The sequence below is a fragment of the Bacteroides sp. 1_1_14 genome (genome assembly GCF_000162515.1).
Lineage (GTDB): Bacteria > Bacteroidota > Bacteroidia > Bacteroidales > Bacteroidaceae > Bacteroides > Bacteroides thetaiotaomicron.
On the sequence record NZ_GG774708.1, the window covers coordinates 129,701 to 153,652 of the forward strand.

Consider the following 23,952-nt stretch of genomic DNA (forward strand, 5'->3'; position numbering starts at 1 on the left):
TTATTCTACAAACATTAAAGCTGCTGCACCCATAAATCCGGCATTATCTTTTAAACCTGCTGGCTTTAACTGGATGCTTGCAGCAGTTTGCGGACAAATGTACTTTTTAAATAAAGATACCATTGAATCCCAAAATATATCTGATGAATGCATAACTGAGCCTCCGATAATTACGACTTCCGGATCAACGATATTAACAGTCCAGGAAAGGGCATAAGCTAATGCCTGGGTAAACTCTTTCCATGCTTTTAATGCGTTGATGTCTCCTTCCCGGGCTAATTTACTGATTTCTTCTCCTGAAATCTTTCTTTTTGTAATTCTCTGATATAAATTTGATATTCCAGTTCCCGATACATAATCTTCTATCATTCCTTCTTTGTATGGAGACAGCCAGATTTCTCCGGCACAACCGGTAGCTCCACGAATAATTTTTCTGTTTACCACTATAGCTGCTCCTAAGCCTGTGCCAAGAGTGATTCCTAGTATTGAATTTAGGTTTCTTCCGGCTCCCCATAGGGCTTCTCCTAACATCATTGCATTTGCATCATTATCCAGTTTGACCGGAAGTCCGAAAGTTGATTCTATTTTTTTGTGTAAAGGGTAATTGTGTAACGTTGGAAGGTTATTGCATTCGAGAATGATGCCTTTGTTGATATCTAATGGACCGGTAGAACCGATGCCGATGCCGATTAATTCTGCTCCATCGGCTTGTTGTATCATTCTTCGGATTAATAGAGTCAATTGCTCAATAATCATTTCACCGGGTTCGTGCGCTAAAGTCCGGATAGATTCGGGGATACCGATTATCTGTCCGTTAATATCGACAAGTCCGGCTTTTATTTTAGTCCCGCCAATATCGACTCCAATTGCAATTTTCTTTGGATACACAATTCTCATAGTTTATTCGATTGATGTTATTTTGGCACCATGTGTAAATTCTCCTGGTATTATTCCGCATTTGGTTGCCCATGTATTTATAAGAAGTTGTACAGGAACTATACAGGGGATTGTAAATAACTCAGCATTAGTGCTTGGGATAGTAATGGCACATAAATTATCATTTTCAAACACTAAGTTTGAATCGGTGATAAAGATAACTTTTCCTTCATATTTAAGGATATCTTTTACTAAAGATAGTGATTGTTCGTAGGTTTCTGATTGCGAGTGTGCAAATAGAATGGCTATGAATCCTTTCTTTACCATTTCTAACGGGCCATGCCTGAATTCACCACCTAATAAAGCTGATGCAGGCGTATGCGCTGCTTCCATGAACATCAATGCACTCTGGCTGGCAGCTGCAAAAACTGGTCCCCGTCCTATTAATTGCACAAAAGTGGAGCCGTCTATCAGTTCAATAGCTTTCGACATCCATGGAGTATTTCCATTGACCATGTTCTCAATAATTTTACTGAGTTTATGCCATTGGGTGCTGTCGATTTCTTGATTGCATAACTTCATTGCCAGTAAATATGCTACTTGATAACAGGTTATGAATGTTTTTGTTGACGTTTTTTCTTCCTTTCCAGCTTTGCACAATAGGCTATAGCGAGAGAATTTGACTAAACTGCTATCTTTTTCATTACAAATAGAAAGAACTGTGATGTTTGAAGATAACTTTTCTATTAGTTTGATTACTTCATAGCTTTCTCCTGATTGCGAAATACATATAATCAACGATTCTGGACTAATTAATGAAATTTGATAATGCAATAATTCTCCTGCGTTCAGAGCATATGCCGGGATTTTATATGAATTAAGTAGAGAAGCAGTTGCGTTAGCGATGAAGTAAGAACTGCCCATACCGGTTAACAGAATATTTCTATATTTGCCGGAACACCATAATTCTGAAATTTGTGACAAAACGGATTTTCCTTCTACGCTTTTGTAGAAGTTTGCCGTCTGCAGAAGTGCTTGCGGTTGCTCTTGTATTTCTTGGAAAAATTGTACCATCGGATTTTTTTAATTATAATCTAGTGACTTTAATAACTACTTAGCAACAGTTGTGCAATTATTCATATGTAATTGCCAACTGTTACTGAGTAGTTTATAGATGATCTTAAATGATATTTAAATTTTCATTTATAAATTGAATCTGGTAATTTCATAAGCAAATAGTCCCTGATCCGTAGTCAACATATAGACCTGAACGGCATTGCCATCAGCACTTCGACCGAATACAACATCTCCTGTTTCATCAACGTTGGTACCAAGTACCTGTTTGCCAGAAACGAACGAGGCTGAAGATGTCATACCAGTTACCGCATACCCCGTTCCGGGGATACTGCCTGTTCCTGTTGTACTTCCTTCACGTGAATCGAAGATAAAGCCATTAGCCATTGCTGAAGTTCCGGGATTATTCGTGATGTTGGATACATATAGGCGGTGGGACCAAACCCCATTGCTTGACAGACCATTTTGAACGCCTAACAAACATGTACCGTTAAATTCAACATATCCTATTCCCCGGACATTCTTATCATATGTAGCGCTACCGGACCACCAATGTGATGTTGGAAGTGAGAAATCTATGGCGCGTGCGCCTGTGCCTATAGGAGTGTAATTAATTGCTTGCCGGAAGTTGGCACTGGCCCAAATATATCCTAGTGGAGAAGTATTTGTCAATGGAATGACTTTAGTTGCGTTCCACATGGAGACTGATGCTCCTCCGCCCCATTCTACATAAGCGTTGCCTTGCATTGCACCATCTTTGAACATAAGGAAAACCGCACGTGGTACATTTTTGGTTGATGTGGCAATAATTGCATCCCCTGAAGTCAGATCACCTTTGACGCAGATTGTGCGTCCAAGCTCTAGTTTTTTGACTCCATTAATGCCTACAGGAGCATTGGCGAATGTACTCCCATTAATATTTGCATAAACGATGCTCTTAGGTGCATTCTCGATGCCGTTAGGCCAAACCCAGGCACGTACGTTTGGGTCGGTAACATTGGCGTCTAAAGTACTAGTGTATGCCATAGCTACTAAATGTCCAGCATCATCACTGGTAATAGCATGGATGGAGCGGCCTGCATCAATACCTGTAGTGTTGACTTTTACATCAAGTACTTTGCCGTTATAACGATCCATTACAATCATTTTATTGTAATCAGTGCTATTACTGATAATTAGATAGTCGTCAATAACAGCCATTGTACGGTTCGCTCCAACCTCAAATCCATGTGTGTCATCTGTATAGATTTGGAAACCAAATAATGAAGCTGTATAGCCCACTCCCTGAGGTAATAGATCCGGGAGTTCCAGACTAGTCTGATAGACTGTTTTGTCTGTTCCATTTTGTGCAATAACGGTTATAGTCGGTTGGTTACTTAAATCTATAATGCCGGTTGCCGGATCCAATGATGATGATTCGATAGTAGCCCATGGAGAGACTGTTAATGCCGCAGACTTCAAGGCTGCATCAATAGCTGAAGAGGTTTTATAGATGATGATTTTTCCTGTACCACCCGTACTCTCAGGTTCGACGATACGTATTGTTGCACGTGAATAGTCTGTCAGTTCTACTTTACTAATACTGGCTAATTTTGATTTCACATAAGCAGCCTTAAATGTATAAGTAATTTTGCTTCCATCTTCTTTGACTAATGTTGATTGGAAACCACTGACCAGATCACGAATGCCGGAAATGCTGGGGGAGAATTTTGCTCCTACAGGCAGGCTGGCTGAAACTTTCATTTGTGTCAGGTCACCTTGTATTTTTTCCGTATCTGAAATATAATAAGGAACTTGTATGGTAATTGTATTACTTGCCTCGTCTACGATAGCACTATATGTGGTACTTTCATCAGAAGCTAAGCATCCGGTTATGGTTAGTCCTGTAACATTTTCGCTGCCTGTCCTTGCCAGATCGTCCGGGTCCTCGCAGCTCATGAAGGCTAGCATTGATATTAGTACCCCGGTGAATAGATATTTTATTTTCATAATTTTTCTCTTATTAAATAATTATTATTTCCACAGTTCATTTTGTTCACAGAGTGTGTTGTCTTGAAGTTCTGTGTATGGAATAGGGAAAATTGTATATTTTTCAGGGAATAAACGGTCTTGTGTATCGCATTCTACTCGTGCGTAACTGAAACTGCCACCGGCCTGTGTTATCTTAACGCCGTGCAGACGTTTATGATCAAGTGTTCTTACGGCGATTCCCCAACGGATCAGGTCGAAATATCGGTGTCCTTCCATTCCAAGTTCACAAATACGTTCTTTAGACAGATCTTCCAGATAATCACTCCAATTATTTTGTTGGGCGAGTTCCGGCAGTCCGACGCGGTCACGGATCGTTTTCAGATCAGCATAGGCTTTTCCAAACTCGTTTTGTCGTGCATATGCTTCCGAACGAATCAAGTAAATTTCAGCTAAACGCATTTCTATCCAGTATTGTCCACTCAAAATGCTGCTAAAGTTGATATTGGTATCATCAGAAGCGAACTTACGAATCAGATAACCTGTTGTTGATTTGTGCACATTATCTTGTCCGGTTGTAGCAAAATCCATATATCCGTCATTTCCATCTACATACAACTGGAGAGTACGTCCTTTCCATGTTGCTCCATTATAAAGAATGGAGGCGTAAAAACGTGGTTCGCGATTGGTAAATGGAGCATTGTTGTAGGAACTGAGATTACTCCAGTCAAAAGATTGGTAGCTACCGTTTACTTTGATATCGAAAGAGGAAGCGTATTCATCAGATGGAGTGACTGCCGCACCTACACTTCCTTCTGTAACACCGGCTGCTTTCCAGTCGTATGGTGGACACACGTAGATGTCAAAAGAATGTTGCTTGGCGTTCTTTCCCTGTTGGAAGTAAACCGGAAGGATTAGCTCACTATTATTGACTGAGGTGAATATTTTGTAGTAATCATTGGCAGTCGTTCCTTGCAATAAACTGTAATTCAATTTTAATACTTCATTGCAGGCATCTATCGCATCCCCCCAGCGTTTAGCATAAAGGGCTGCACGTGCTTTCATTCCGTAAGCGGCTCCTTTGGTAATACGCCCCACATTGGTACCTGTCCAGTTTTCCGGAAGGTCTTGTACTGCCTGGGTGTATTCGTTGATAATGAAATCCCAGCAATCTGATTCAGATGAACGTGCTTTAGCTCTTTCGTCAGGTCCGTCTACATAATCTTCATCAGTACGCAGGATAACTCCGCCATGACGGAGCACCAGTTCCTGGTAAGCAAATGCACGTAAGAAACGAACCTCTGCTGTACGCTTTTTCATTTCATCCTGATCTAAGTTATCTCCATAACCTTTGCTTCGGTCATAGAAATATTCGTTGAGTTGACGGATACGGGTATACATACCACTCCAGTTGGAGCGGAAGTTGCTCGTTTCGGTGACATAATTCGTCTGATAAAAGAATTTATTCATGGCACCTCCGTTCACTCCATACCAAGAGTATTTTAACAGATCTGTAGCTCCATCGTCCATTAAGCAGTAAGAATCTATATTGATAGTAGCATTATCATATAGCACGCTATATAGCCCTTTGACGTAAAGGTCTACATTTTCCAGTGAGGAATATGCTACATTCTCGCTGTACCAGCCAGTAGGATCTACGTCCAGTACATCACATTGTGTCAAGCAAATGCTAGCTGCTATGCCTATAATGTATTTTTTTATATTTTTCATATTAACTATTTGTTTTAAAATCTAACATCTATACCAAAACTGAATGTACGTTGTTGTGGATAATATCCTGTTGCTACATTTGTACTTTCTGGGTCGATATACTTGAAATCGGTAAATGTCAGTAGGTTAGTCCCGTTAGCATAAACTCTGATGTTTGACAAGCCCATCTTGTTGGTCCAGGCTTTAGGAAGCGTATATCCTAAAGTCACGTTCTTCAAACGTAAATACGCACCATTTCTTTTCCAGAAATCCGATTGTTGGGCATTGTTTGAATGAGATACACTGCTGACAGTCAGGCGAGGATATTCCGCATTTGTATGATCGGGTCGCCAACTGTTTTCTACCAGATAAAGAGGAGCGTTGTCCCAATTTGCATACCAGGGTCTTGTCATAGGGGTCATATCTGTTGCGCCATTTAAGTCTTGCCATGAGTATTGAAGCATTTTATCACAAAGTGCCGCTCCTTGAAACTGAACAGATAAATCGAAGCCTTTGTAATTAGCGTCAGCCATTAGTGCAAACATCATTTCCGGGCGGATGCCACGTGATATTTTGATTCGGTCGTTGGAATCGATCTTTCCATCGCCGTTAATATCGGCATATTTAATGTCTCCTACTCGTGGTGTATTCCATGATACTTGAGGTGAATTGGCAATCTCTTCTTCACTCTGATACAACCCTAATGCTTTTAATCCCCATAATTCACCGACTGATGATCCGAGAACACTTTGCCAGGGTAATGTGTTATCCGCCTGTGTTCTGCTTAAGATACGGTTATGAGCGTAAGATAAGTTGCCATTCAAACTATAACTGAATTCTCCTATACGATTGCGATGTTTCAGTGCAATTTCAAATCCGCGGTTATCAAATGTTCCTGTATTTTCAGAACTTGGGTAGTGTCCACCTAAAGAAGGAGGATAGATATTACTAACACTTTGAAGAATGTCGTATGTATATTTGTAGAATACATCAAACTCAACTCCCAACAAACCGTTCCAGGCACTAAGATCGAAACCTAAGTTATATGATTTTGTTTTTTCCCAAGTCAGTCGTTCATTTGGATAAGCTACTGTGTTGCTAAGTGTTCCTTGAGTGTTAGGTGTACTGCCAAATACTACTCCATTATTAGTATAAGAGTAGGATTTTCTGTACAAGAAAGCACTAACGTTGTCGCTACCTAGAATACCAAACGAACCTCTGAGTTTAAAATAGTCTATTTTAGGAAGTGCGTCTTTGAAAAAGTCTTCTTCCGACATCACCCATCCTAAAGAAACTGAAGGGAAGAATCCCCAACGGTGTCCTTTGGCAAACTTATAAGAACCGTCGTAACGGAAAGATGCTTCGGCCAGGTATTTATTGGCGTAGGCATAATTTAGACGACCTACATAAGCGGCGTAAGCACTTTTCCCAGAAGAACCGCTATTAGTTGCAGTTTGGGCATCTCCCAAAGATATTTCGGGTAAATCGAATAAGTCGTAATCCGTACGACTAGCATTCAGTGCAGAGCTTTTTACCTGAGTTTGTTCGTAGAGGAAAAGGGCTCCTACATCATGAAGTCCGAATTTGTTGTTATATGAAATAGTCGGACGTAATATTACTTGTTGTGATTTTTGGTCACCCTGATATAGGTTACCATCTGCCAGCAGATTTGCACTTTGTACATAGCTGTAGCTTTTGGTGGAAGAATCATAGGCATTGACAGAATATGCATAAGCAAATGTTTTACTTGCCAGGTCTTGCCAGTCCCAACTGATGAACATATTTGCTTTCAAACCTTTCAGGAATGGGGCTGTATATTCGACATTTGCGGAACTTTCTATTCTGACTGTGCGAGATTCCTGGAATCCTGAATTTGCAGATCCATAGATCGGATTGGCTGCGCTGGTTGCGCCTCGGTATGCCGAAGTAGGATAACCTTCATACTCTTTCGGAACAAAAGGTATAGAGTAAAGCAACTGATGGAAAATACTATAGGCTTGCTGATTGCCATAAGAGTATCCTCCCGGCTGATAATAATCTTTGATTAATGCTGCGGTATTTAGTGACACTTTAATGTCTTTGGTCGCTTGTACATCAATATTTGAACGGAAATTGCTGCGTTCGTTTTTGTTGCCTTTAATAATACCATCTTGATGTAAATAGCCGCCGCTGATGAAATATCTGACCTTATTGCTACCTCCGTTTATAGACAGATTGTGTTGGTGCATAAGGGTAGTCTTATATAAGTCGGAGGTCCAGTCTGTATTTTCAAATCCATCGGTAGGGTCTCCGTTATAAGTTGCCGCAATTTCTTCGTCGGTAAAATATGGATTATCTACGCCATTATTGTCTAGTTTGCGAGCCAGATTATACCATTGCATATATTGGGTTCCGTTCATCATTTTAGGCAGAGTGGTAGCGTGCGATAGAGTCATACTGCCTCTGTAGGTGATATCTGTTTTACCTTCTTGCCCATGTTTGGTTGTTACCAGCACAACTCCGTTGGCTGCCTTCATACCATAAACGGCACAAGATGCAGCGTCTTTTAGGATGGTAACAGACTCCACGTCATTCGGGTCTACTTGTCCCATAGCTCGTTCTACTCCGTCAACTAAAACAAGTACCGTACCTGAACCGCTGAATGAAGAATAACCACGGATTAATATGGAAACATCATCCGATCCTGGTTGTCCGAGTGATTGTTGGGTAATAAGGCCGGGCAACTTACCGACTAATGTTTGTGACATATTACTGGCAGTTGTTTTCAACATATCTTTTTGAGATACCGTGGCTACAGATCCGGTTAAGTGAGCTTTCTTTTGTGTTCCATAACCTACTACTACAACTTCGTCCAAATTAGCGACATCTTCTTTTAAGATGATGTTGATCGTACTGCGTCCGTTCACTTTTATCTCTTGTTTGTTCATACCGATGTATGAGAATTCAAGAGTGGCAGTGTTGGATGCATTGATAGAGTATCTACCGTCAATATCGGTAGTGGTACCTGTGGTCGTACCTTTGACAACGACGCTGACTCCTGGCAACGGATCACCGGTCACGTCTGTGACGACTCCCCTAACCATGTTCTGGGCATAGCCATTTGTGGCATACGCAAAAAGCATCGACAATGAGAATAGTATGATTCTGATTGTTCGGAAACTACTTTTTTGCTTAAAGCATTGTTCCATCATAAGATAAAATTTAATTGGTTAATAAAAAAGTTTTTGGGTATTAGATTTATTGTAATTCTTCTAGTACTTTCCAGCATTGATATAAGCCCCTGGGGACATGGAAACAGCCTTTCCATTTGCCTCCTTTAAGTGGCAGAAGTACTTCTCCCTGGCGGTTTAAGTAACCGAACCATTCAGGATATTGAGCATCTTTGAAGTGCGTCCATACATACTCATGTATTTTCTCGAACCACTCCATACATTGTTTGTCACCTGTCAATTGGTAACCTTTTAGTAGGGAAATAAGTGTTTCAATGTGTACCCACCAAAGTTTTTGGTCCCATTCCAGTTGTTGGGGAGGGCAACCTTTGCGGTCCATAAAATAGTAGATGCCACCATATTCTTTGTCCCATCCGTAGTTAATCATCGTCAAGGTTACATTTTTTGCCTTTTCGATTAGATCAGGGCGATTCAGGCGTTTTCCTAAATCCATGATAAACCACATCGCTTCGATGTCGTGTCCGGGAGTCACTTGCCGTCCTTCAAAACAGTCTACGAGATTGCCGTCCACTCCTATGTTTTCAACAATAATTCCTCCTAGCTCCGGGCGATAGAACACTTCCATCACTTCATGGATACAAGTCTCTATTGTTTTTTTCAGATACTCTTTGTCCAACAGGTGTTCTATTTCAAGTGCCAGATTACAAAGGATCATCGGGAGGGCGAAATTTTTCAGATTACGTGTGCCCGGATGGATTTTGTTCCATTTACCTTTCGGATTATCTGCCTTTGAGAGAATAATATCGAACGTTTTCTTTGCAATGTCAGCATATTCCTGATTGCCTGTAGCCAGACTGAGTTGCCCGAAAGCCATTGTAGCAAATGTATAGGAAAAGATGTTGTATGGTTCTACCAGAGGATTACCTGCCCGATCCAAAGAAAAATACCAATGATAGTTCCCATTATGTCCGTATTTATTTAGAAATTCACCGCCTTGAATAGCGCAATCCAGCCATTCCTGTTTTTTCTCAACTTTATTGTAAAGCATTGAGAATAACCAAACTTCGCGTCCTTGCAGCCAAATAAATTTATCTGTATCGAATACGTTGCCTTCACGATCCAGACAAGTGAAATAGCCACCGAATTCGTGATCCTGAGAATGCTCTAACCAGAATGGAAGAACATTATTCAGTAGTTCGTCTTTGTATTGGTTTGCTAATTTTTTTAAATCCATAATTGTTAGTTTTTTATTTTATAAGGTCTATTTTACCGCTCCGAACGGGTCCAGTATCTTTCAATCTCCTCCAGAGACTTTCCGGTAGTTTCCGGTACGAGTTTCCAGACAATGAGCATATACGGTACACACATGATGGCGAACAGGAAGAATGTTCCGGCTGGAGTAAGATTCTGGAGCATCCAGGGGGTTAGCTGTCCGATCAGATAGGTACCGATCCAAAGAGCGAATCCGGCAATGGACATTGCTAATCCGCGTATTTTGGTAGGGTACATCTCAGAGAGAAGTACGAATATCACAGCGCAAATGGAAATGGCGCAACAAAAAACATAAGACAGAAAGAAGGCTAACAGAAACAGGCTGGAAATATTCCAGGCATTTCCGAAGAGGAAATAACTGCCAATGAGTATCAATGAAACGACCATTCCGGATACCCCATAATATATCAGTTTCTTGCGTCCTACTTTGTCAATGATGAGAAGTGCCAGGATAGTGGTCAGTGTATTCACAAGTCCTACAAGAACCTGATAGAACAGAGAATCCCCTCCTGAAAGACCGGCATTCTCAAAAATGGAAGGCCCGTAGTAAAGAACTGCATTAACCCCCATGAACTGTCCCAGAATAGCAATACATACACCGATAATGACTGCTTTCAGAATACCTGGTTTCAGAAGGATAGACCATTCTGAACGGGTCTCGGAAACAAGGACGGATTTTGTCTCGTTTAGCTGGAAATCAGCCTCTTTAAATGAATTGTAGATCTTTTCCAGAATATAAGTGGCTTTCCTTTCTTGTCCTTTTACTATCAGCCATCTGGGGCTTTCGGGTATGAAAAAGATAATAATAAAGAATATTACGGCTGGTAATGTCTCCATGCCTAACATACCTCTCCACACTTCTGTAACTACTATTTTTTCTAACCAGGCGATAGGTAAGTGGTTTCCACTCTCTGAATATGCCAATAACTGGTAGTTGACAAGGTAAGCTCCTAGAAAACCGACAGTTACGGCCAGTTGATACAGGGAGACCATCCTGCCTCTGAATTGTGCGACGGAAACTTCGGAAATGTAAAGAGGAGATACAATAGAAACAACACCAATTCCGATGCCACCTATGATTCTATAAACAACTAACTGGTTAAAGTCAATGCAAAAAGCACAGCCGATTGCTGATGTAGAAAACAGAATGGCAGAAAGTATCATTGTTCTTTTACGTCCGATGCTGTCGCTTAATATTCCGGAAAAGAGAACACCGACAATCGATCCGATCAATGCGCATCCTACATACCATCCTTGTTGCAAGGTGTCCAACTGAAACAGATGTGTCACCTGAGCTATTGTGCCGGATATGACAGCTGTGTCATAACCGAACAGAAAGCCTCCTAAAGCAGCAACGACTGAAAGGAATATGATATAACCCAGATTAATTGTTGTTTTCATATAGTTTATTTGATTTCAAAGTATTCTCTGTATCTGTCATATAAATGTCCTGCCTGCAGATAAGCTGATTGCGGACTTAAAAAGTGAGAAAACTCAAAAGTGATTGCTTTATCATATCCGGCACGTTTTGCCGCTTCTAGTTTCATGCGGAGTTTGTCGAATTTGATCGGCAGGAACCGGATGGGCATATCGCGGTCGAATGTTTCCGCGTTTGTCCAACATTGCATTCCGTATTTGTCTGCCAGTTTCTTGTTTACAGTGAAAAAAGCATCCAGTTCGTCGTAGTCAATGTGTCCGTCTTGAAAAGCACAAGCGTCTACTACATCGTGTATACCATCAAAAATTTCATTCCATTCTCTCTCATGTTGTTCTACGGATACAGCATCCTCCCTTGTCATTTTTCCGGTTCCCATGACTGCCTTTTTACCATCAATCCAAGGGGATATAAAAGTAGGGAGGCCATTCGATACATCTTTGCATTGTTTACCCATGGTATGAAATGCACCGATAGCTCCTTTGGTATTGCGGCTGATTTCCGTGCTAATATACCAGCCTCCGAAACTCTTATACTTTTCACCGTAAGTATTCCATACTTCGTCAATCACATATTTATTATATTCCACTTCCCACGACATATCACGTGTATCCCAATAATGACCGGTGTCATACAGCCCAAAATAAAACTTCATGTTATATTTTTCAGCCAGTCGTAAGTACATATCTACTAAATCCACGGAAGGCATATAGCATCCTTTTCCTAATAGATATTTGGACGGATAAGTGATGAACTTGCGATATCCGGAACGGATCATAATAACGGTATCGATACCAATCCTTTTCATGTGCTGAAAGTCGAGATCCCATTCTTTTTCTCCCCAGTTCTGGTGTGGAATATCGTGAGATATTTCATCTAGAAAAGTGCCTGTGATTTTCAGACCGTTATTCTTCGGTACAATTAATTTGCTGTCCGTCCTTTTGCTCGGAGAGAGAACGAATTCACTTCCATCTTTGCCTTCAGCGGCCAGTAGTGTGGGAGCCATTAGGGCGGAGGCTCCCGCTAATGCGGCTTTCTTTAAGAAATCTCTGCGATTATTCGCTTCCATAGTTTACTTTTTTTAGTTTCTACTCTTTTTAGTATATATTTAACCTATTGAATTTTTAATAGTTTAATATTTATTACTAACTCGGAATTATTTGCCAGCTTTATTAATTCCTTTGAGTTAGTACTTTTAATTTATTAATTATGAATTTATTATTGTGTTATTTATTAATTGGGCGATAATTTATGATTAGTTTTATTAATATGGCATTAATATTGCCCCATTCGCAGATGGGGCATTTTATGTTTTCTAGTGTATATTTTTCATAGGCTAATCATTTTAGTCAAGTAATTTAGGTTACTTGGATGAATTGATAGAACAAAGTTAGGCATCCAGAGTTGATTTTTTGCGCAAAAAAACGAAAAAGTGTATTCAAAAAACGCATCTTTCTACTCTTTGGTAGATTTATTTGCTGAATGCAAGTACCATTTAAAAAAATCATATATAATTTCGTTTGATTCAGGGGTTGGGTCATGATTGACTCTGTTGCTCATCGCGACATTATTGCGGTATCCTAAGAGCCGGTTGACCGCTATTGTATGGTTTAGCGCTATCCACCGGTCTGTTCCGTCAGAGTATCCTCCGGAAACAAGAAATGGGCGAGGTGCCATCAGCGCATGCAATTCATGCAAATCATATCCTTCTTTGCGGAGCTTCGGATAAATGCCTTTAGCATAATCATGCCCATTTTTACTCCATGTATTTTCCCATGGTGGCGGATAATATCCCAAATACCAGGGTTCCCAGTAATTGATATATCCCTCTTTTGTTTCGTCGAATACAATTCCGGGGTCTCCCCATGCCGCACAAGCGAACTTTTCGTATAGGCATGAGGCAAACATTGCCCACTTCCCACCATAAGAATGCCCTGTGATGCCTATTCTTGTAGAATCGACGTCCTGTACTTTGGCTAATACTTCCCATGCATTTGCGGCTGCATAAGCTAATGCTGAAAGTGGTTGGAGAGTTGCATTTTCAATGCTGGGGTAATAAATGGAATATGTCTGATTCTCTGTGGTCTTCGTTGTTCCTATTGATAATGTGACAAATCCTCTTTTCGTCAATTGATATGCAAAGTCTCTATAAGGTTTTCCACCCAATCCGATAGCCGTTTCGGGTTCATAAAAGGTAGTGATAACGGCAGGCTTTTTGCCTTCTTTGTCCGGAACCAGCAAATAACCTTCAGTCTGTTCGTTGGGAGTCCAGTAGAAGCGGACACGGTATTGCATGAAGTTTTCACGGTGGAGAGTATCCAGAATTTCAAATGTTTGTCCGGTAATGACAGGCGGCCATTGTCCTAACAGGCTCATCCATCTGTCCTTGATTTCAGTTCGTCGTCTTTGCCAGTCTTCAACGGTTCTGACTGTATCCCCATTATAATATAATAAAGGAGAGCGAAAATTCCCATATACATTTTCGTATTCTGCGGGCGTGCGGAAGTAGCTCGATAACTTATTCCATAGATCAGAGGAGTCATTATTTCCGCTATTTTTGTTTCCGCTGCATCCTGCTAGAAATGCTGCCAGATGAATGATCAGGATGAATAGCACGATTTTCTTTTGCTCCATAAGTTGTAGATTGACTTTGAGAGTTAACATTTACCGAACAAAGATATGCCACTTTAGTAATGCCTCCGGTACTAAAAACGAAAAGCTATATTCGAAAAACGAATAATTTATTTTTTATCTGTTCGTGATTTTTTCTCCCGATATTCCAAAGGGGAACATCCTTTGAACTTTTTGAAAATCCGGGAAATATTATTATAGTCTTTGAATCCGGCTTCCGTTGCAATGTCTGCCAATGAACGATCTGTAGTAAGAAGTAAATCGGCCAGATGGTTGACCCGGCAGTTTAAGATATACTGATAGATGGAAGTATGCATCGCATTTTTGAATTTCACTTCAAAATTTCTGCGTGAGAGCGGAATCTGTGCCAACAAAGACTCTATGGTCAGGTCGGAATTGTAATGACTCTCTATGTATTTTACAACTTCGAGAATGTAAGGGTCCTTTATATTATGTTTTTCTGTGGATTGCCGCAATTCTATGCGGATAGGGTTGATGACGATATTGAAGGTCCCTTCATGTTCCTTTTTGATTTGTTGATGAATGAGCCTGCCTATGGAATATCCTCCTCTTTCTACTTCCAGTTCTATGGAGGAGATGGGAGGATCGGAAATATTGCAGATCAAGTCATCATTGTCGACTCCTAACAGGGAGATTTCTTCCGGTATGTGTATGTTACTTATCTTGCAGGTTTCCGAAATGAATAGTGCGTGTGAGTCGTCGCAGCAGAACAACGCTATGGGTTTAGGAAGCTCTTGCAGCCATTGGCTTACTTCTATTCTGATTTCGTCTTCATGCTTATCGGATTCGAAACAATAAAAGTTGCCGCCTATCCGTTTAACTTCCTGACGGAAGCCTTCGCAACGTTCGTCAGACCAGACAACTCCGTTTATGCCGAAATAAGCAAAGTTGTGGAACATCCGCTTGGCGAAGAATTGGGCGGCCATTCTGCCCGTTCCTTTGTAGTCGCCCGTCAGATTGGAGTAAGTAGTGCTTCTATGGTGATAATTCTGCAATACAATCGGAATATTCAGTTCTTTCAGTAGATTGACGGTGTCATTGTTCCATTGTCCGATGATGGCGTCAGCTTTCCATTCTTTTGCCCATTTGAGAATACCTTTTTCTCCATACATGCCGCTGTAATAGGATGGAAGCCGATAGAAAAGCCAAGGTCCGTTTTCTTTGGAATATTGTACAAGTCCGCGGAGCAATTTTCTGTCAAATTCACTGGAATAATCGATCAGCAGTAGTATTTTTATCATAGTGTGTGCGGGTATATTAAAGTTTATGGAAACAAATATATAAATATTAGTTTGTTTTCTTTCTATAATAGTCTAACTTTGTTGCGAAGAAGATATGTATGACACCCGGGTCTCGTGCTGTACGACACCCGGGTGTTGTGATGTCTGACATCCGGGTGTCATACGTGCTGACACCCGGATGTGGTACAGAATGAAAATATAAACGAAACAAGAAAGGAGTATAAGACATGGCAATCCCTTATGTAGTAAGAAAGAAAGCGGACTTGACGTCCGGAGAAAGAAAAGAGTTATGGTATGGTGTACCAAGTAAAATACAGGATAGAGGCGGAGTACAGAACAAAGAACTAGCCCAAGTGGTGGAGCTGCGGGGAGGTTTCCACCGTGGTCAGGTTGAAGGCATATTGGTGGAAGTGGCGGATGCCATCCGCTATTTGCTTTCTATGGGACAGTCTGTGACGATTGATGGGCTGGGCACATTCCAAACGGCTCTGACCAGTCCTGGTTTTGAACGTCCCGAGCAAGTGACACCGGGACAAGTATCGGTATCCCGCGTTTATTTTGTGGCAAACAGTGCACTTCGTGACCGCATGAAGAAAACAAAGTGTATGCGCATCCCTTTTAAATATTATATGCCTGAAAGTATGTTGACTAAAGAGATGAAGAAAGCAGACCAGGAGCAGGAACAAACAGAAGAATAAGATAAATTAATACCCTCCCTGTCTTATTTATGAGATAAATGCCTATCTTTGTGGCACTTTTTACGAAAAAAGGTAATTCAAATTAATAGATATAGAAAAGAAAATGGCACAAGAAGACGTTTTTAAGAAACTTGTATCGCACTGTAAAGAGTACGGCTTCGTATTTCCTTCAAGCGATATCTACGACGGACTAGGCGCAGTATATGACTACGGTCAGATGGGCGTTGAATTGAAAAACAACATTAAAAAATATTGGTGGGACAGCATGGTGCTGTTGCACGAAAACATTGTCGGTATCGACTCTGCCATCTTTATGCACCCTACCATCTGGAAGGCTTCCGGACACGTGGACGCATTCAATGACCCTTTGATTGACAATAAGGATTCTAAAAAACGTTATCGTGCTGACGTATTGATCGAAGATCAGTTGGCTAAATATGACGATAAAATCAATAAAGAAGTAGCAAAAGCCGCCAAGAAGTTTGGTGAATCATTCGATGAGGCTCAATTCCGTTCTACCAACGGACGTGTGTTGGAACATCAGGCTAAGCGTGATGCACTTCACACTCGTTTCTCAAAAGCACTGAATGATAATAATCTGGATGAACTTCGTCAGATCATTGTTGATGAAGAGATCGTATGTCCTATTTCCGGTACTAAGAACTGGACGGAAGTTCGTCAGTTCAACCTGATGTTCTCTACAGAAATGGGATCGACTTCAGACGGTGCCATGAAGATTTATCTTCGTCCGGAAACGGCACAGGGTATCTTTGTAAACTATCTGAATGTGCAGAAAACCGGTCGTATGAAAGTTCCTTTCGGTATTGCCCAGATTGGTAAGGCTTTCCGTAATGAGATTGTTGCCCGTCAGTTCATCTTCCGTATGCGTGAGTTCGAACAGATGGAGATGCAGTTCTTTGTAAAACCGGGAACGGAACTGGATTGGTTCAAGAAATGGAAGGAGATTCGTCTGAAATGGCATAAAGCGCTGGGCTTCGGTGATGCCAGCTACCGCTATCACGACCACGATAAATTGGCTCACTATGCCAATGCTGCAACAGATATCGAGTTCCTGATGCCATTCGGTTTCAAAGAAGTGGAAGGTATCCACTCCCGTACGAACTTCGACTTGTCTCAGCATGAGAAATTCTCCGGCAAGAGCATCAAATACTTCGATCCGGAATTGAATGAATCATACACTCCGTATGTGATTGAAACTTCTATCGGTGTAGACCGTATGTTCCTGAGCATCATGAGCGCTGCTTATTGCGAAGAGCAACTGGAAAACGGAGAAAGCCGTGTTGTGCTGAAATTGCCTGCTGCCCTTGCTCCGGTGAAACTGGCTGTTATGCCGTTGATCAAGAAAGACGGTCTGCCTGAAAAGGCCCGTGAGATCATCGACGCTCTGAAGTTCCACTTCCACTGCCAGTATGACGAAAAAGACAGCATCGGCAAGCGTTATCGTCGTCAGGATGCCATCGGTACTCCGTTCTGCGTAACAGTGGATCATCAGACATTAGAAGATAACTGCGTGACATTGCGTAATCGCGACACCATGCAGCAAGAGCGTGTAGCTATCTCTGAACTGAACAATATCATTGCAGACAGAGTGAGCATCACTTCATTATTGAAAACTTTACAATAAACCATTAACGAATGAGTAAAAAAATCTATTTATTCTCCTTAGTATTACTGGCTTTGGCTTTTGTTTCTTGTAGCGAAACCGAAGAAGTTGGTAAATACGATAATTGGCGTGCGCGCAATGAGGCATTTATTGACTCTCTTGCGAATGTTTATGCTACGGCTTCTGGTAGAGGAGGCTTGGAACGCATAGAGATGTTGACTGCTCCTGGTAATTATATTTATTATAAGGAAATGGAGCCAATGACTGATCATGTAGTAAAGGCGGGAAATCCTAAATATACTGACTATGTGAAGGTATATTATAAAGGAACAAATATTTTAGGAGAATATTTTGATGGTAACTTTAAGGGAGATAATCCGGTTGTAGATGGGAAAGATCCAAGTGAAGGAGATTCTCCTACCACCATTTTCCAGGTCAGCGGGGTAATTACCGGCTGGGGTGAAGTGCTTCAGAGAATGGAAGTTGGTGATCGTTGGAAGGTTTATATCCCTTGGGATTATGCCTATGGAAGTAGCGGTACTACCGGTATTTTGGGGTATTCAGCTCTTGTCTTTGATATCACATTGCTTGATTTTGCTAATACTGAAGCGGAGTTGAAATAATAAGATAAAACTCTCTATATGTAAAAGGTGCTGTATCTATATTACGTAGATACAGCATTTTTTTTATTATTCTCCTTAATGCTACTCTCCCTTATCTGCAAATGTGTCGGAATCACCACTTGCTTGACCGTCCTGTCTCCCTTAATCTGATCAATCAGCAGTTGACAGGCTGTTTCCCCCATCTTATAAGTCTGATGCGATACGGCAGATAGCTTGGGTTCCACATAATTGGCGTGCTGCTCATCCGTGTATCCGATGATGGCGATATCGTCGGGAATACGAAGTCCGTGCCTTTTGATTACTTCCATAGCGGCAAAAGCCAATGTGTCATTCATGGCAAGGATGGCATCGGGAGGCTGGGGGAGAGATAATAATGTTTCCGTAGCAATCTGTCCTTCCTCATAATCAATTTTCCGGCAGACAACTAATTCCTTTTCAATCGGAATCCGATTATCGCGCAAGGCTTCCAGATAACCGTGCTTCCTTCTTTTTACAATATCCAGATGATTGGCACCGCCGATAAAAGCCACCCGTTTACTTCCATTGTCCAGCAGATGCTGGGTAGCCATTTGTGCGGATTGTGCTCCGTCTGCTATTACCGACGAGAATTGATCGGTCAGGCAAACACGGTCGAACAGAATCAGCGGCATATTGATCTCTTTCAATGCAGCAAAATGAGAAAAGTCAGTTGTTTCCTGAGACAGGCAGGCGATAATCCCCTCTACCCGCATATTGACCAGATTCTCTATATTCCTTTTTTCATGCTCGAAAGACTCGTGCGATGTCGTGATAATGACGAAATATCCGTTATCGATCGCCATGTTCTCTATCCCGTTCAGAATGGAGGCAAAGAAATGAGTGACAATATCCGGAACGATCACTCCGATGATGCGCGGCGCATTCTTCCGCAGACTCATAGCGAAAGGATTTGGACGATAATTCATCTCTTTGGCCAGCTTCTTGGCTTTGGCGCAAAGTTCACGGCTGATCTCCGGGCTGTCTTTCAGCGCTCGGGATACAGTAGGGATGGATACGCCTAATGCTTGGGCGAGGTCTTTGAGTGAAGTATGTTTCCGGTTTTCCATCTGAAGGTCTCCAACTTAGATTTATCTGCAAAGAAAGCATATTCCCTGATAAATCTCCGCATTTAAAGAAAGATTTTTTACGTAAACCGTTACGTAGCTTTTTCGCCCCTCTCTTGTCCGTTGAGAAGGGTTCACCCCTTACTTTTGTCGCATACAAAATAATTTAAAACCCTATACGTATGCAATACCATGAAATCGGAAAGACAGGGATGAAAGTATCGTCTCTCAGCTTCGGAGCTTCCTCTCTGGGAGGAGTTTTCCATGATTTAAAAGAAAAAGAAGGCATTCAGGCTGTGTTTACAGCCATCGAAGCCGGAATGAACTTTATCGATGTTTCCCCTTATTACGGACATTATAAGGCAGAGACTGTTCTAGGCAAAGCGCTGAAGGATATTCCTCGCGACCGTTATTATCTTTCTACGAAAGTCGGACGCTATGGCAAAGACGGAGTCAATACATGGGACTACTCGGCAAAGCGTGCGACGGAGAGTGTATATGAAAGTATGGAACGTCTGAATATTGACTTCATCGATTTGATCAATGTGCATGATATTGAGTTTGCCGACCTGAATCAGGTGGTTAATGAGACATTGCCTGCTTTGGTCGAACTGCGTGAGAAAGGAGTGGTAGGACATGTTGGAATCACTGATTTGCAGCTCGAAAACTTGAAATGGGTGATAGACCGTTCGCCAAGCGGTACCATTGAATCTGTTCTTAGCTTCTGTCACTATTGCCTGTGTGATGATAAATTGGCTGACTTCCTTGACTATTTCGAATCGAAAGAAATCGGTGTCATCAATGCTTCTCCTCTCTCGATGGGCTTGCTGAGCGAACGTGGTGTTCCGGTCTGGCATCCGGCTCCCAAGCCATTGGTAGATGCCTGTCGCAAAGCGATGGAGCATTGTAAAGCAAAGAATTATCCGATAGAAAAGCTCGCTATGCAATTCTCGGTGAGTAATCCAAAGATTGCGACTACCCTGTTCAGCACCACTAATCCGGAGAATGTGAAGAAAAATATCGGCTTTATTGAAGAACCAGTCGATTGGGAACTCGTGCGTGAAGTGCGGGAAATTATCGGAGAACAGCAGCGTGTAAGTTGGGCAAACTCTTAAAAAAACGGTCGATTCTATGGATTATACGATTATTGATGCGCATGCCCATCTGTGGCTTCGCCAAGATACGGTGGTCGATGGTTTTCCTATCCGTACTTTAGAGAACGGACGCTCCCTGTTTATGGGGGAGATTCGGCAGATGGTTCCTCCTTTTATGATTGACGGGGTGAATAGTGCGGAAGTTTTTCTGTCCAATATGGATTATGCCCAAGTCTCGGCTGCGGTTATTACACAAGAATTTATAGACGGCATTCAGAACGATTATCTGATGGAGGTTGTTTCACGCTATCCGGACCGTTTCTTTGTTTGCGGAATGTGTGAGTTTCGCAAGCCGGGCTATCTGGAACAGGCGAAAGAACTGATCGGGAAGGGATTTAAAGCGATTAAGATTCCTGCCCAGCGCTTACTTCTGAAAGAGGGACGGGTAATGTTGAACTGTCCTGAAATGATGCAGATGTTCCGGTGGATGGAAGAGCGGGGAGTGATCTTGTCAGTCGACTTGGCAGAGGGGGCGATACAGGTTCCGGAGATGGAAGAGATTATTCAGGAATGTCCTCGATTGAAGATTGCTGTCGGCCATTTCGGGATGGTTACTCTTCCGGATTGGAAGGAGCAGATTAAGTTGGCACGTCATCCGAATGTGATGATTGAGTCCGGTGGTATCACATGGCTGTTCAATGATGAGTTTTATCCGTTTAAAGGTGCCATAAAGGCTATTCGTGAAGCCGCAGAACTGGTTGGCATGGAGAAACTGATGTGGGGCTCGGATTATCCGCGCACGATAACAGCCATTACTTATAAGATGTCTTATGACTTTGTGGTGAAATCCCTGGAATTGTCGGAAGTGGAGAAAACGTTATTCCTGGGCGGGAATGCGCGGAAATTCTACGGGTTTACAGAACTTCCGGAACTCCCATACATTAAAAATATGTCGGAATAGAAAGGAAACAGCCACTATACCGCTAAACAATCACTGTACACATGAAAAAGAATACATATACCATTCCTCTCGCACTGGTTTTCAGCCTTTTCTTCTTGTGGGCGATCAGCAGCAATCTGCTTCCCACAATGATCCGGCAGTTGATGAAAACCTGTGAACTGAACACCTTCGAGGCCTCTTTTACGGAGACCGCTTATTGGCTGGCTTACTTTATTTTCCCTATCCCGATAGCTATGTTCATGAAGCGTTATAGCTATAAGGCGGGAATCATCTTCGGGCTGTTGCTGGCAGCTGTCGGCGGATTGCTGTTCTTTCCTGCTGCCATGCTGAAAGAATATTGGGCTTATCTCTGCATCTTCTTCATTATCGCTACCGGAATGTGTTTTCTGGAGACAGCCGCCAATCCCTATGTAACCGTGTTGGGAGCTCCCGAAACGGCTCCGCGCCGATTGAATCTGGCGCAATCCTTCAATGGTCTGGGCGCTTTTATCGCAGCGATGTTTCTGAGCAAGCTGATTCTAAGCGGCACCCATTATACACGCGAAACGCTTCCTGTTGATTATCCGGGAGGCTGGCAGGCTTATATACAACTGGAAACGGATGCGATGAAACTTCCTTATCTGATATTGGCTCTGTTGCTTCTTGCGATAGCGGTCGTATTTGTTTTCTCAAAATTGCCGAAGATTGGAGATGAAGGAGCGGAACCTGCATCCGGAAAGAAAGAAAAACTGATTGATTTCGATGTGCTGAAACGCTCGCATTTATGTTGGGGAGTCATCGCACAGTTTTTTTATAATGGTGGGCAAACAGCTATCAACAGTCTGTTTCTCGTTTACTGCTGCACCTATGCCGGTTTGCCGGAAGATACGGCTACCACTTTCTTTGGACTGTACATGCTGGCCTTCTTGCTAGGGCGCTGGATTGGTACGGGATTGATGGTCAAGTTCCGTCCGCAGGATATGTTGCTGGTGTATGCTTTGATGAATATCCTTTTGTGTGGTGTCGTGATGCTATGGGGAGGAATGATCGGACTGTATGCGATGCTCGCCATCTCTTTCTTTATGTCTATCATGTATCCTACACAGTTCTCTTTGGCACTGAAAGGACTCGGAAATCAGACAAAGAGCGGTTCGGCCTTTCTGGTAATGGCAATTGTCGGTAATGCCTGTCTTCCTCAGTTGACAGCGTACTTCATGCACGTTAATGAACATATTTATTATGTCGCTTATGGCATACCGATGATTTGTTTTGCGTTTTGTGCCTATTACGGTTGGAAGGGCTATAAAGTAATTGATTAATAAATTTATCTCAAACAAATAAAATGAAAGCAGTTCAAATTGTCAACCCCTCCGAAATGAAGGTGGTTGAACTGGAAAAGCCGGCCGTCGGTGCCGGTGAAGTATTGGTAAGAATCAAGTATGTCGGCTTCTGTGGCTCCGATTTAAACACTTTTCTGGGGCGTAACCCGATGGTGAAACTCCCTGTAATACCGGGGCATGAAGTAGGAGCAGTGATTGAAGAGATCGGTCCGGATGTTCCGGCTGGCTTTGAGAAAGGGATGAATGTAACATTGAACCCATATACCAATTGTGGTAAATGTGCTTCGTGCCGTAACGGGCGTGTCAATGCCTGCGAGCATAATGAGACATTAGGCGTACAACGGAATGGAGTGATGTGCGAATACGCCGTGCTTCCTTGGACGAAGATTATCCCGGCAGGTAATATCTCATCCCGTGACTGTGCTCTGATTGAGCCGATGAGTGTAGGGTTTCATGCTGTTTCCCGTGCTCAGGTCATCGATAATGAGTATGTGATGGTGATTGGCTGTGGTATGATTGGGATTGGCGCTATTGTACGTGCTGCCTTGAGAGGAGCGACGGTGATTGCGGTCGATCTGGATGATGAAAAACTGGTACTGGCCAAAAGAGTGGGAGCGTCTTACGCAGTAAACTCTAAAACAGAGAATGTACATGAGCGGATACAGGAAATCACCGCAGGGTTTGGAGCTGATGTCGTGATTGAAGCTGTCGGCAGTCCTGTGACTTATGTAATGGCTGTGGATGAAGTTGGCTTTACCGGTCGTGTGGTTTGTATTGGCTACGCCAAAAAAGAAGTCGCTTTTCAGACCAAGTATTTCGTCCAGAAAGAACTGGATATTCGTGGTTCCAGAAATGCATTGCCTGCTGATTTCCGTGCGGTAATCAACTATATGAAAGAAGGTAAGTGTCCGGTAGAAGAACTGATCTCAAAGATTGCAAAACCGGAAGATGCTTTGGAGGCAATGAAAGAATGGGCAGCTGATCCGGGAAAGGTATTCCGTATCTTGGTAGAAATGTAGATAATTTATTTTACAGAATCAACCGCTTAGCCCATTGTATTGAGAATATGAAGAAAGAATGATCCCGTTGGTTTTAAACCAACGGGTCGTTCCTTTAAAACCAAGACACCGTTCCTTTAAAACCAACAGATCTT

18 protein-coding genes are annotated in these 23,952 nt (G+C 42.2%); 7 read left to right on the forward strand and 11 right to left on the reverse strand.

Features of this window, described 5'->3' with window-relative positions; all coding sequences use genetic code 11:
• The 10 genes from HMPREF9007_RS07725 to HMPREF9007_RS07680 all read right to left on the reverse strand — a co-directional run bounded on the left by HMPREF9007_RS07725 (position 1) and on the right by HMPREF9007_RS07680 (position 15,398).
• Positions 1 to 897: an ROK family protein gene (locus tag HMPREF9007_RS07725; protein WP_008767097.1), complete on the reverse strand. Its 897-nt coding sequence runs from the start codon at positions 895 to 897 to the stop codon at positions 1 to 3.
• 3 nt (positions 898 to 900) lie between these two features.
• Positions 901 to 1,950, reverse strand: coding sequence for an SIS domain-containing protein (locus HMPREF9007_RS07720; protein ID WP_008762549.1), 1,050 nt, complete (start codon positions 1,948 to 1,950; stop codon positions 901 to 903).
• Between the two features lie 129 nt (positions 1,951 to 2,079).
• Positions 2,080 to 3,939, reverse strand: coding sequence for a DUF5018 domain-containing protein (locus HMPREF9007_RS07715; protein ID WP_008762550.1), 1,860 nt, complete (start codon positions 3,937 to 3,939; stop codon positions 2,080 to 2,082).
• 24 nt (positions 3,940 to 3,963) lie between these two features.
• On the reverse strand, positions 3,964 to 5,649 hold the full coding sequence (locus HMPREF9007_RS07710) for a RagB/SusD family nutrient uptake outer membrane protein (protein ID WP_008762551.1): 1,686 nt from the start codon (positions 5,647 to 5,649) through the stop codon (positions 3,964 to 3,966).
• A gap of 14 nt (positions 5,650 to 5,663) precedes the next feature.
• On the reverse strand, positions 5,664 to 8,819 hold the full coding sequence (locus HMPREF9007_RS07705) for a TonB-dependent receptor (RefSeq protein WP_008762552.1): 3,156 nt from the start codon (positions 8,817 to 8,819) through the stop codon (positions 5,664 to 5,666).
• Between the two features lie 46 nt (positions 8,820 to 8,865).
• Positions 8,866 to 10,032, reverse strand: a complete 1,167-nt coding sequence (locus tag HMPREF9007_RS07700; RefSeq protein WP_008762553.1) for an AGE family epimerase/isomerase — start codon at positions 10,030 to 10,032, stop codon at positions 8,866 to 8,868.
• 32 nt (positions 10,033 to 10,064) lie between these two features.
• A complete protein-coding gene (locus tag HMPREF9007_RS07695) occupies positions 10,065 to 11,471 on the reverse strand; it encodes a sugar porter family MFS transporter (RefSeq protein WP_008762554.1) in 1,407 nt (468 codons plus the stop codon).
• A 5-nt stretch (positions 11,472 to 11,476) separates the two neighbouring features.
• Positions 11,477 to 12,574 carry a DUF4434 domain-containing protein gene (locus tag HMPREF9007_RS07690; protein ID WP_008762555.1) on the reverse strand — a complete coding sequence of 366 codons (1,098 nt, stop codon included), beginning with the start codon at positions 12,572 to 12,574 and terminating at the stop codon, positions 11,477 to 11,479.
• A gap of 386 nt (positions 12,575 to 12,960) precedes the next feature.
• Positions 12,961 to 14,139, reverse strand: coding sequence for a prolyl oligopeptidase family serine peptidase (locus HMPREF9007_RS07685; protein ID WP_008762556.1), 1,179 nt, complete (start codon positions 14,137 to 14,139; stop codon positions 12,961 to 12,963).
• Between the two features lie 107 nt (positions 14,140 to 14,246).
• Positions 14,247 to 15,398, reverse strand: a complete 1,152-nt coding sequence (locus HMPREF9007_RS07680) for a DNA-binding transcriptional regulator (protein WP_008762557.1) — start codon at positions 15,396 to 15,398, stop codon at positions 14,247 to 14,249.
• Positions 15,399 to 15,625: 227 nt separating this feature from the next.
• On the opposite strand from HMPREF9007_RS07680, the gene HMPREF9007_RS07675 reads away from it, so the two are divergent.
• The 3 genes from HMPREF9007_RS07675 (at position 15,626) to HMPREF9007_RS07665 (ending at position 18,343) form a co-directional block, all read left to right on the forward strand.
• Positions 15,626 to 16,096: an HU family DNA-binding protein gene (locus HMPREF9007_RS07675; protein ID WP_008762558.1), complete on the forward strand. Its 471-nt coding sequence runs from the start codon at positions 15,626 to 15,628 to the stop codon at positions 16,094 to 16,096.
• A 103-nt stretch (positions 16,097 to 16,199) separates the two neighbouring features.
• Positions 16,200 to 17,741, forward strand: a complete 1,542-nt coding sequence (locus HMPREF9007_RS07670; protein WP_008762559.1) for a glycine--tRNA ligase — start codon at positions 16,200 to 16,202, stop codon at positions 17,739 to 17,741.
• A gap of 11 nt (positions 17,742 to 17,752) precedes the next feature.
• Positions 17,753 to 18,343 (forward strand): FKBP-type peptidyl-prolyl cis-trans isomerase, encoded by a 591-nt coding sequence (locus tag HMPREF9007_RS07665; protein WP_008762560.1) that lies wholly within the window; start codon positions 17,753 to 17,755, stop codon positions 18,341 to 18,343.
• Positions 18,344 to 18,384: 41 nt separating this feature from the next.
• Here the strand turns inward: HMPREF9007_RS07665 and HMPREF9007_RS07660 are convergent, their stop codons facing one another.
• Complete coding sequence (locus tag HMPREF9007_RS07660) at positions 18,385 to 19,428, reverse strand: LacI family DNA-binding transcriptional regulator (RefSeq protein WP_008762561.1); 1,044 nt, start codon at positions 19,426 to 19,428, stop codon at positions 18,385 to 18,387.
• 179 nt (positions 19,429 to 19,607) lie between these two features.
• On the opposite strand from HMPREF9007_RS07660, the gene HMPREF9007_RS07655 reads away from it, so the two are divergent.
• From HMPREF9007_RS07655 to HMPREF9007_RS07640, 4 genes are read left to right on the forward strand one after another with little or no spacing between them, the layout of a single operon-like run.
• The gene (locus HMPREF9007_RS07655) at positions 19,608 to 20,540 is read left to right on the forward strand and encodes an aldo/keto reductase (RefSeq protein ID WP_008762562.1); all 933 of its coding nucleotides are present in this window, start codon (positions 19,608 to 19,610) and stop codon (positions 20,538 to 20,540) included.
• A 16-nt stretch (positions 20,541 to 20,556) separates the two neighbouring features.
• On the forward strand, positions 20,557 to 21,480 hold the full coding sequence (locus tag HMPREF9007_RS07650) for an amidohydrolase family protein (protein WP_008762563.1): 924 nt from the start codon (positions 20,557 to 20,559) through the stop codon (positions 21,478 to 21,480).
• Between the two features lie 41 nt (positions 21,481 to 21,521).
• Entirely contained in the window at positions 21,522 to 22,778 is a 1,257-nt protein-coding gene (gene fucP / locus HMPREF9007_RS07645) for an L-fucose:H+ symporter permease (RefSeq protein WP_008762564.1), read from the forward strand.
• Positions 22,779 to 22,801: 23 nt separating this feature from the next.
• Positions 22,802 to 23,818 (forward strand): zinc-binding alcohol dehydrogenase family protein, encoded by a 1,017-nt coding sequence (locus HMPREF9007_RS07640; RefSeq protein ID WP_008762565.1) that lies wholly within the window; start codon positions 22,802 to 22,804, stop codon positions 23,816 to 23,818.
• The last annotated feature ends 134 nt before the right edge of the window (positions 23,819 to 23,952 follow it).

What these genes read in the sequence shown, in the direction of transcription:
- HMPREF9007_RS07675 (WP_008762558.1), top strand. Translation starts at nt 15,626, where the DNA reads ATGGCAATCCCTTATGTAGTAAGAAAGAAAGCGGACTTGACGTCCGGA.
- HMPREF9007_RS07710 (WP_008762551.1), bottom strand. Translation starts at nt 5,649, where the DNA reads ATGAAAAATATAAAAAAATACATTATAGGCATAGCAGCTAGCATTTGC.
- HMPREF9007_RS07720 (WP_008762549.1), bottom strand. Translation starts at nt 1,950, where the DNA reads ATGGTACAATTTTTCCAAGAAATACAAGAGCAACCGCAAGCACTTCTG.
- HMPREF9007_RS07725 (WP_008767097.1), bottom strand. Translation starts at nt 897, where the DNA reads ATGAGAATTGTGTATCCAAAGAAAATTGCAATTGGAGTCGATATTGGC.
- HMPREF9007_RS07705 (WP_008762552.1), bottom strand. Translation starts at nt 8,819, where the DNA reads ATGATGGAACAATGCTTTAAGCAAAAAAGTAGTTTCCGAACAATCAGA.
- fucP (WP_008762564.1), top strand. Translation starts at nt 21,522, where the DNA reads ATGAAAAAGAATACATATACCATTCCTCTCGCACTGGTTTTCAGCCTT.
- HMPREF9007_RS07640 (WP_008762565.1), top strand. Translation starts at nt 22,802, where the DNA reads ATGAAAGCAGTTCAAATTGTCAACCCCTCCGAAATGAAGGTGGTTGAA.
- HMPREF9007_RS07655 (WP_008762562.1), top strand. Translation starts at nt 19,608, where the DNA reads ATGCAATACCATGAAATCGGAAAGACAGGGATGAAAGTATCGTCTCTC.
- HMPREF9007_RS07670 (WP_008762559.1), top strand. Translation starts at nt 16,200, where the DNA reads ATGGCACAAGAAGACGTTTTTAAGAAACTTGTATCGCACTGTAAAGAG.
- HMPREF9007_RS07695 (WP_008762554.1), bottom strand. Translation starts at nt 11,471, where the DNA reads ATGAAAACAACAATTAATCTGGGTTATATCATATTCCTTTCAGTCGTT.
- HMPREF9007_RS07660 (WP_008762561.1), bottom strand. Translation starts at nt 19,428, where the DNA reads ATGGAAAACCGGAAACATACTTCACTCAAAGACCTCGCCCAAGCATTA.
- HMPREF9007_RS07650 (WP_008762563.1), top strand. Translation starts at nt 20,557, where the DNA reads ATGGATTATACGATTATTGATGCGCATGCCCATCTGTGGCTTCGCCAA.
- HMPREF9007_RS07680 (WP_008762557.1), bottom strand. Translation starts at nt 15,398, where the DNA reads ATGATAAAAATACTACTGCTGATCGATTATTCCAGTGAATTTGACAGA.
- HMPREF9007_RS07700 (WP_008762553.1), bottom strand. Translation starts at nt 10,032, where the DNA reads ATGGATTTAAAAAAATTAGCAAACCAATACAAAGACGAACTACTGAAT.
- HMPREF9007_RS07685 (WP_008762556.1), bottom strand. Translation starts at nt 14,139, where the DNA reads ATGGAGCAAAAGAAAATCGTGCTATTCATCCTGATCATTCATCTGGCA.
- HMPREF9007_RS07715 (WP_008762550.1), bottom strand. Translation starts at nt 3,939, where the DNA reads ATGAAAATAAAATATCTATTCACCGGGGTACTAATATCAATGCTAGCC.
- HMPREF9007_RS07665 (WP_008762560.1), top strand. Translation starts at nt 17,753, where the DNA reads ATGAGTAAAAAAATCTATTTATTCTCCTTAGTATTACTGGCTTTGGCT.
- HMPREF9007_RS07690 (WP_008762555.1), bottom strand. Translation starts at nt 12,574, where the DNA reads ATGGAAGCGAATAATCGCAGAGATTTCTTAAAGAAAGCCGCATTAGCG.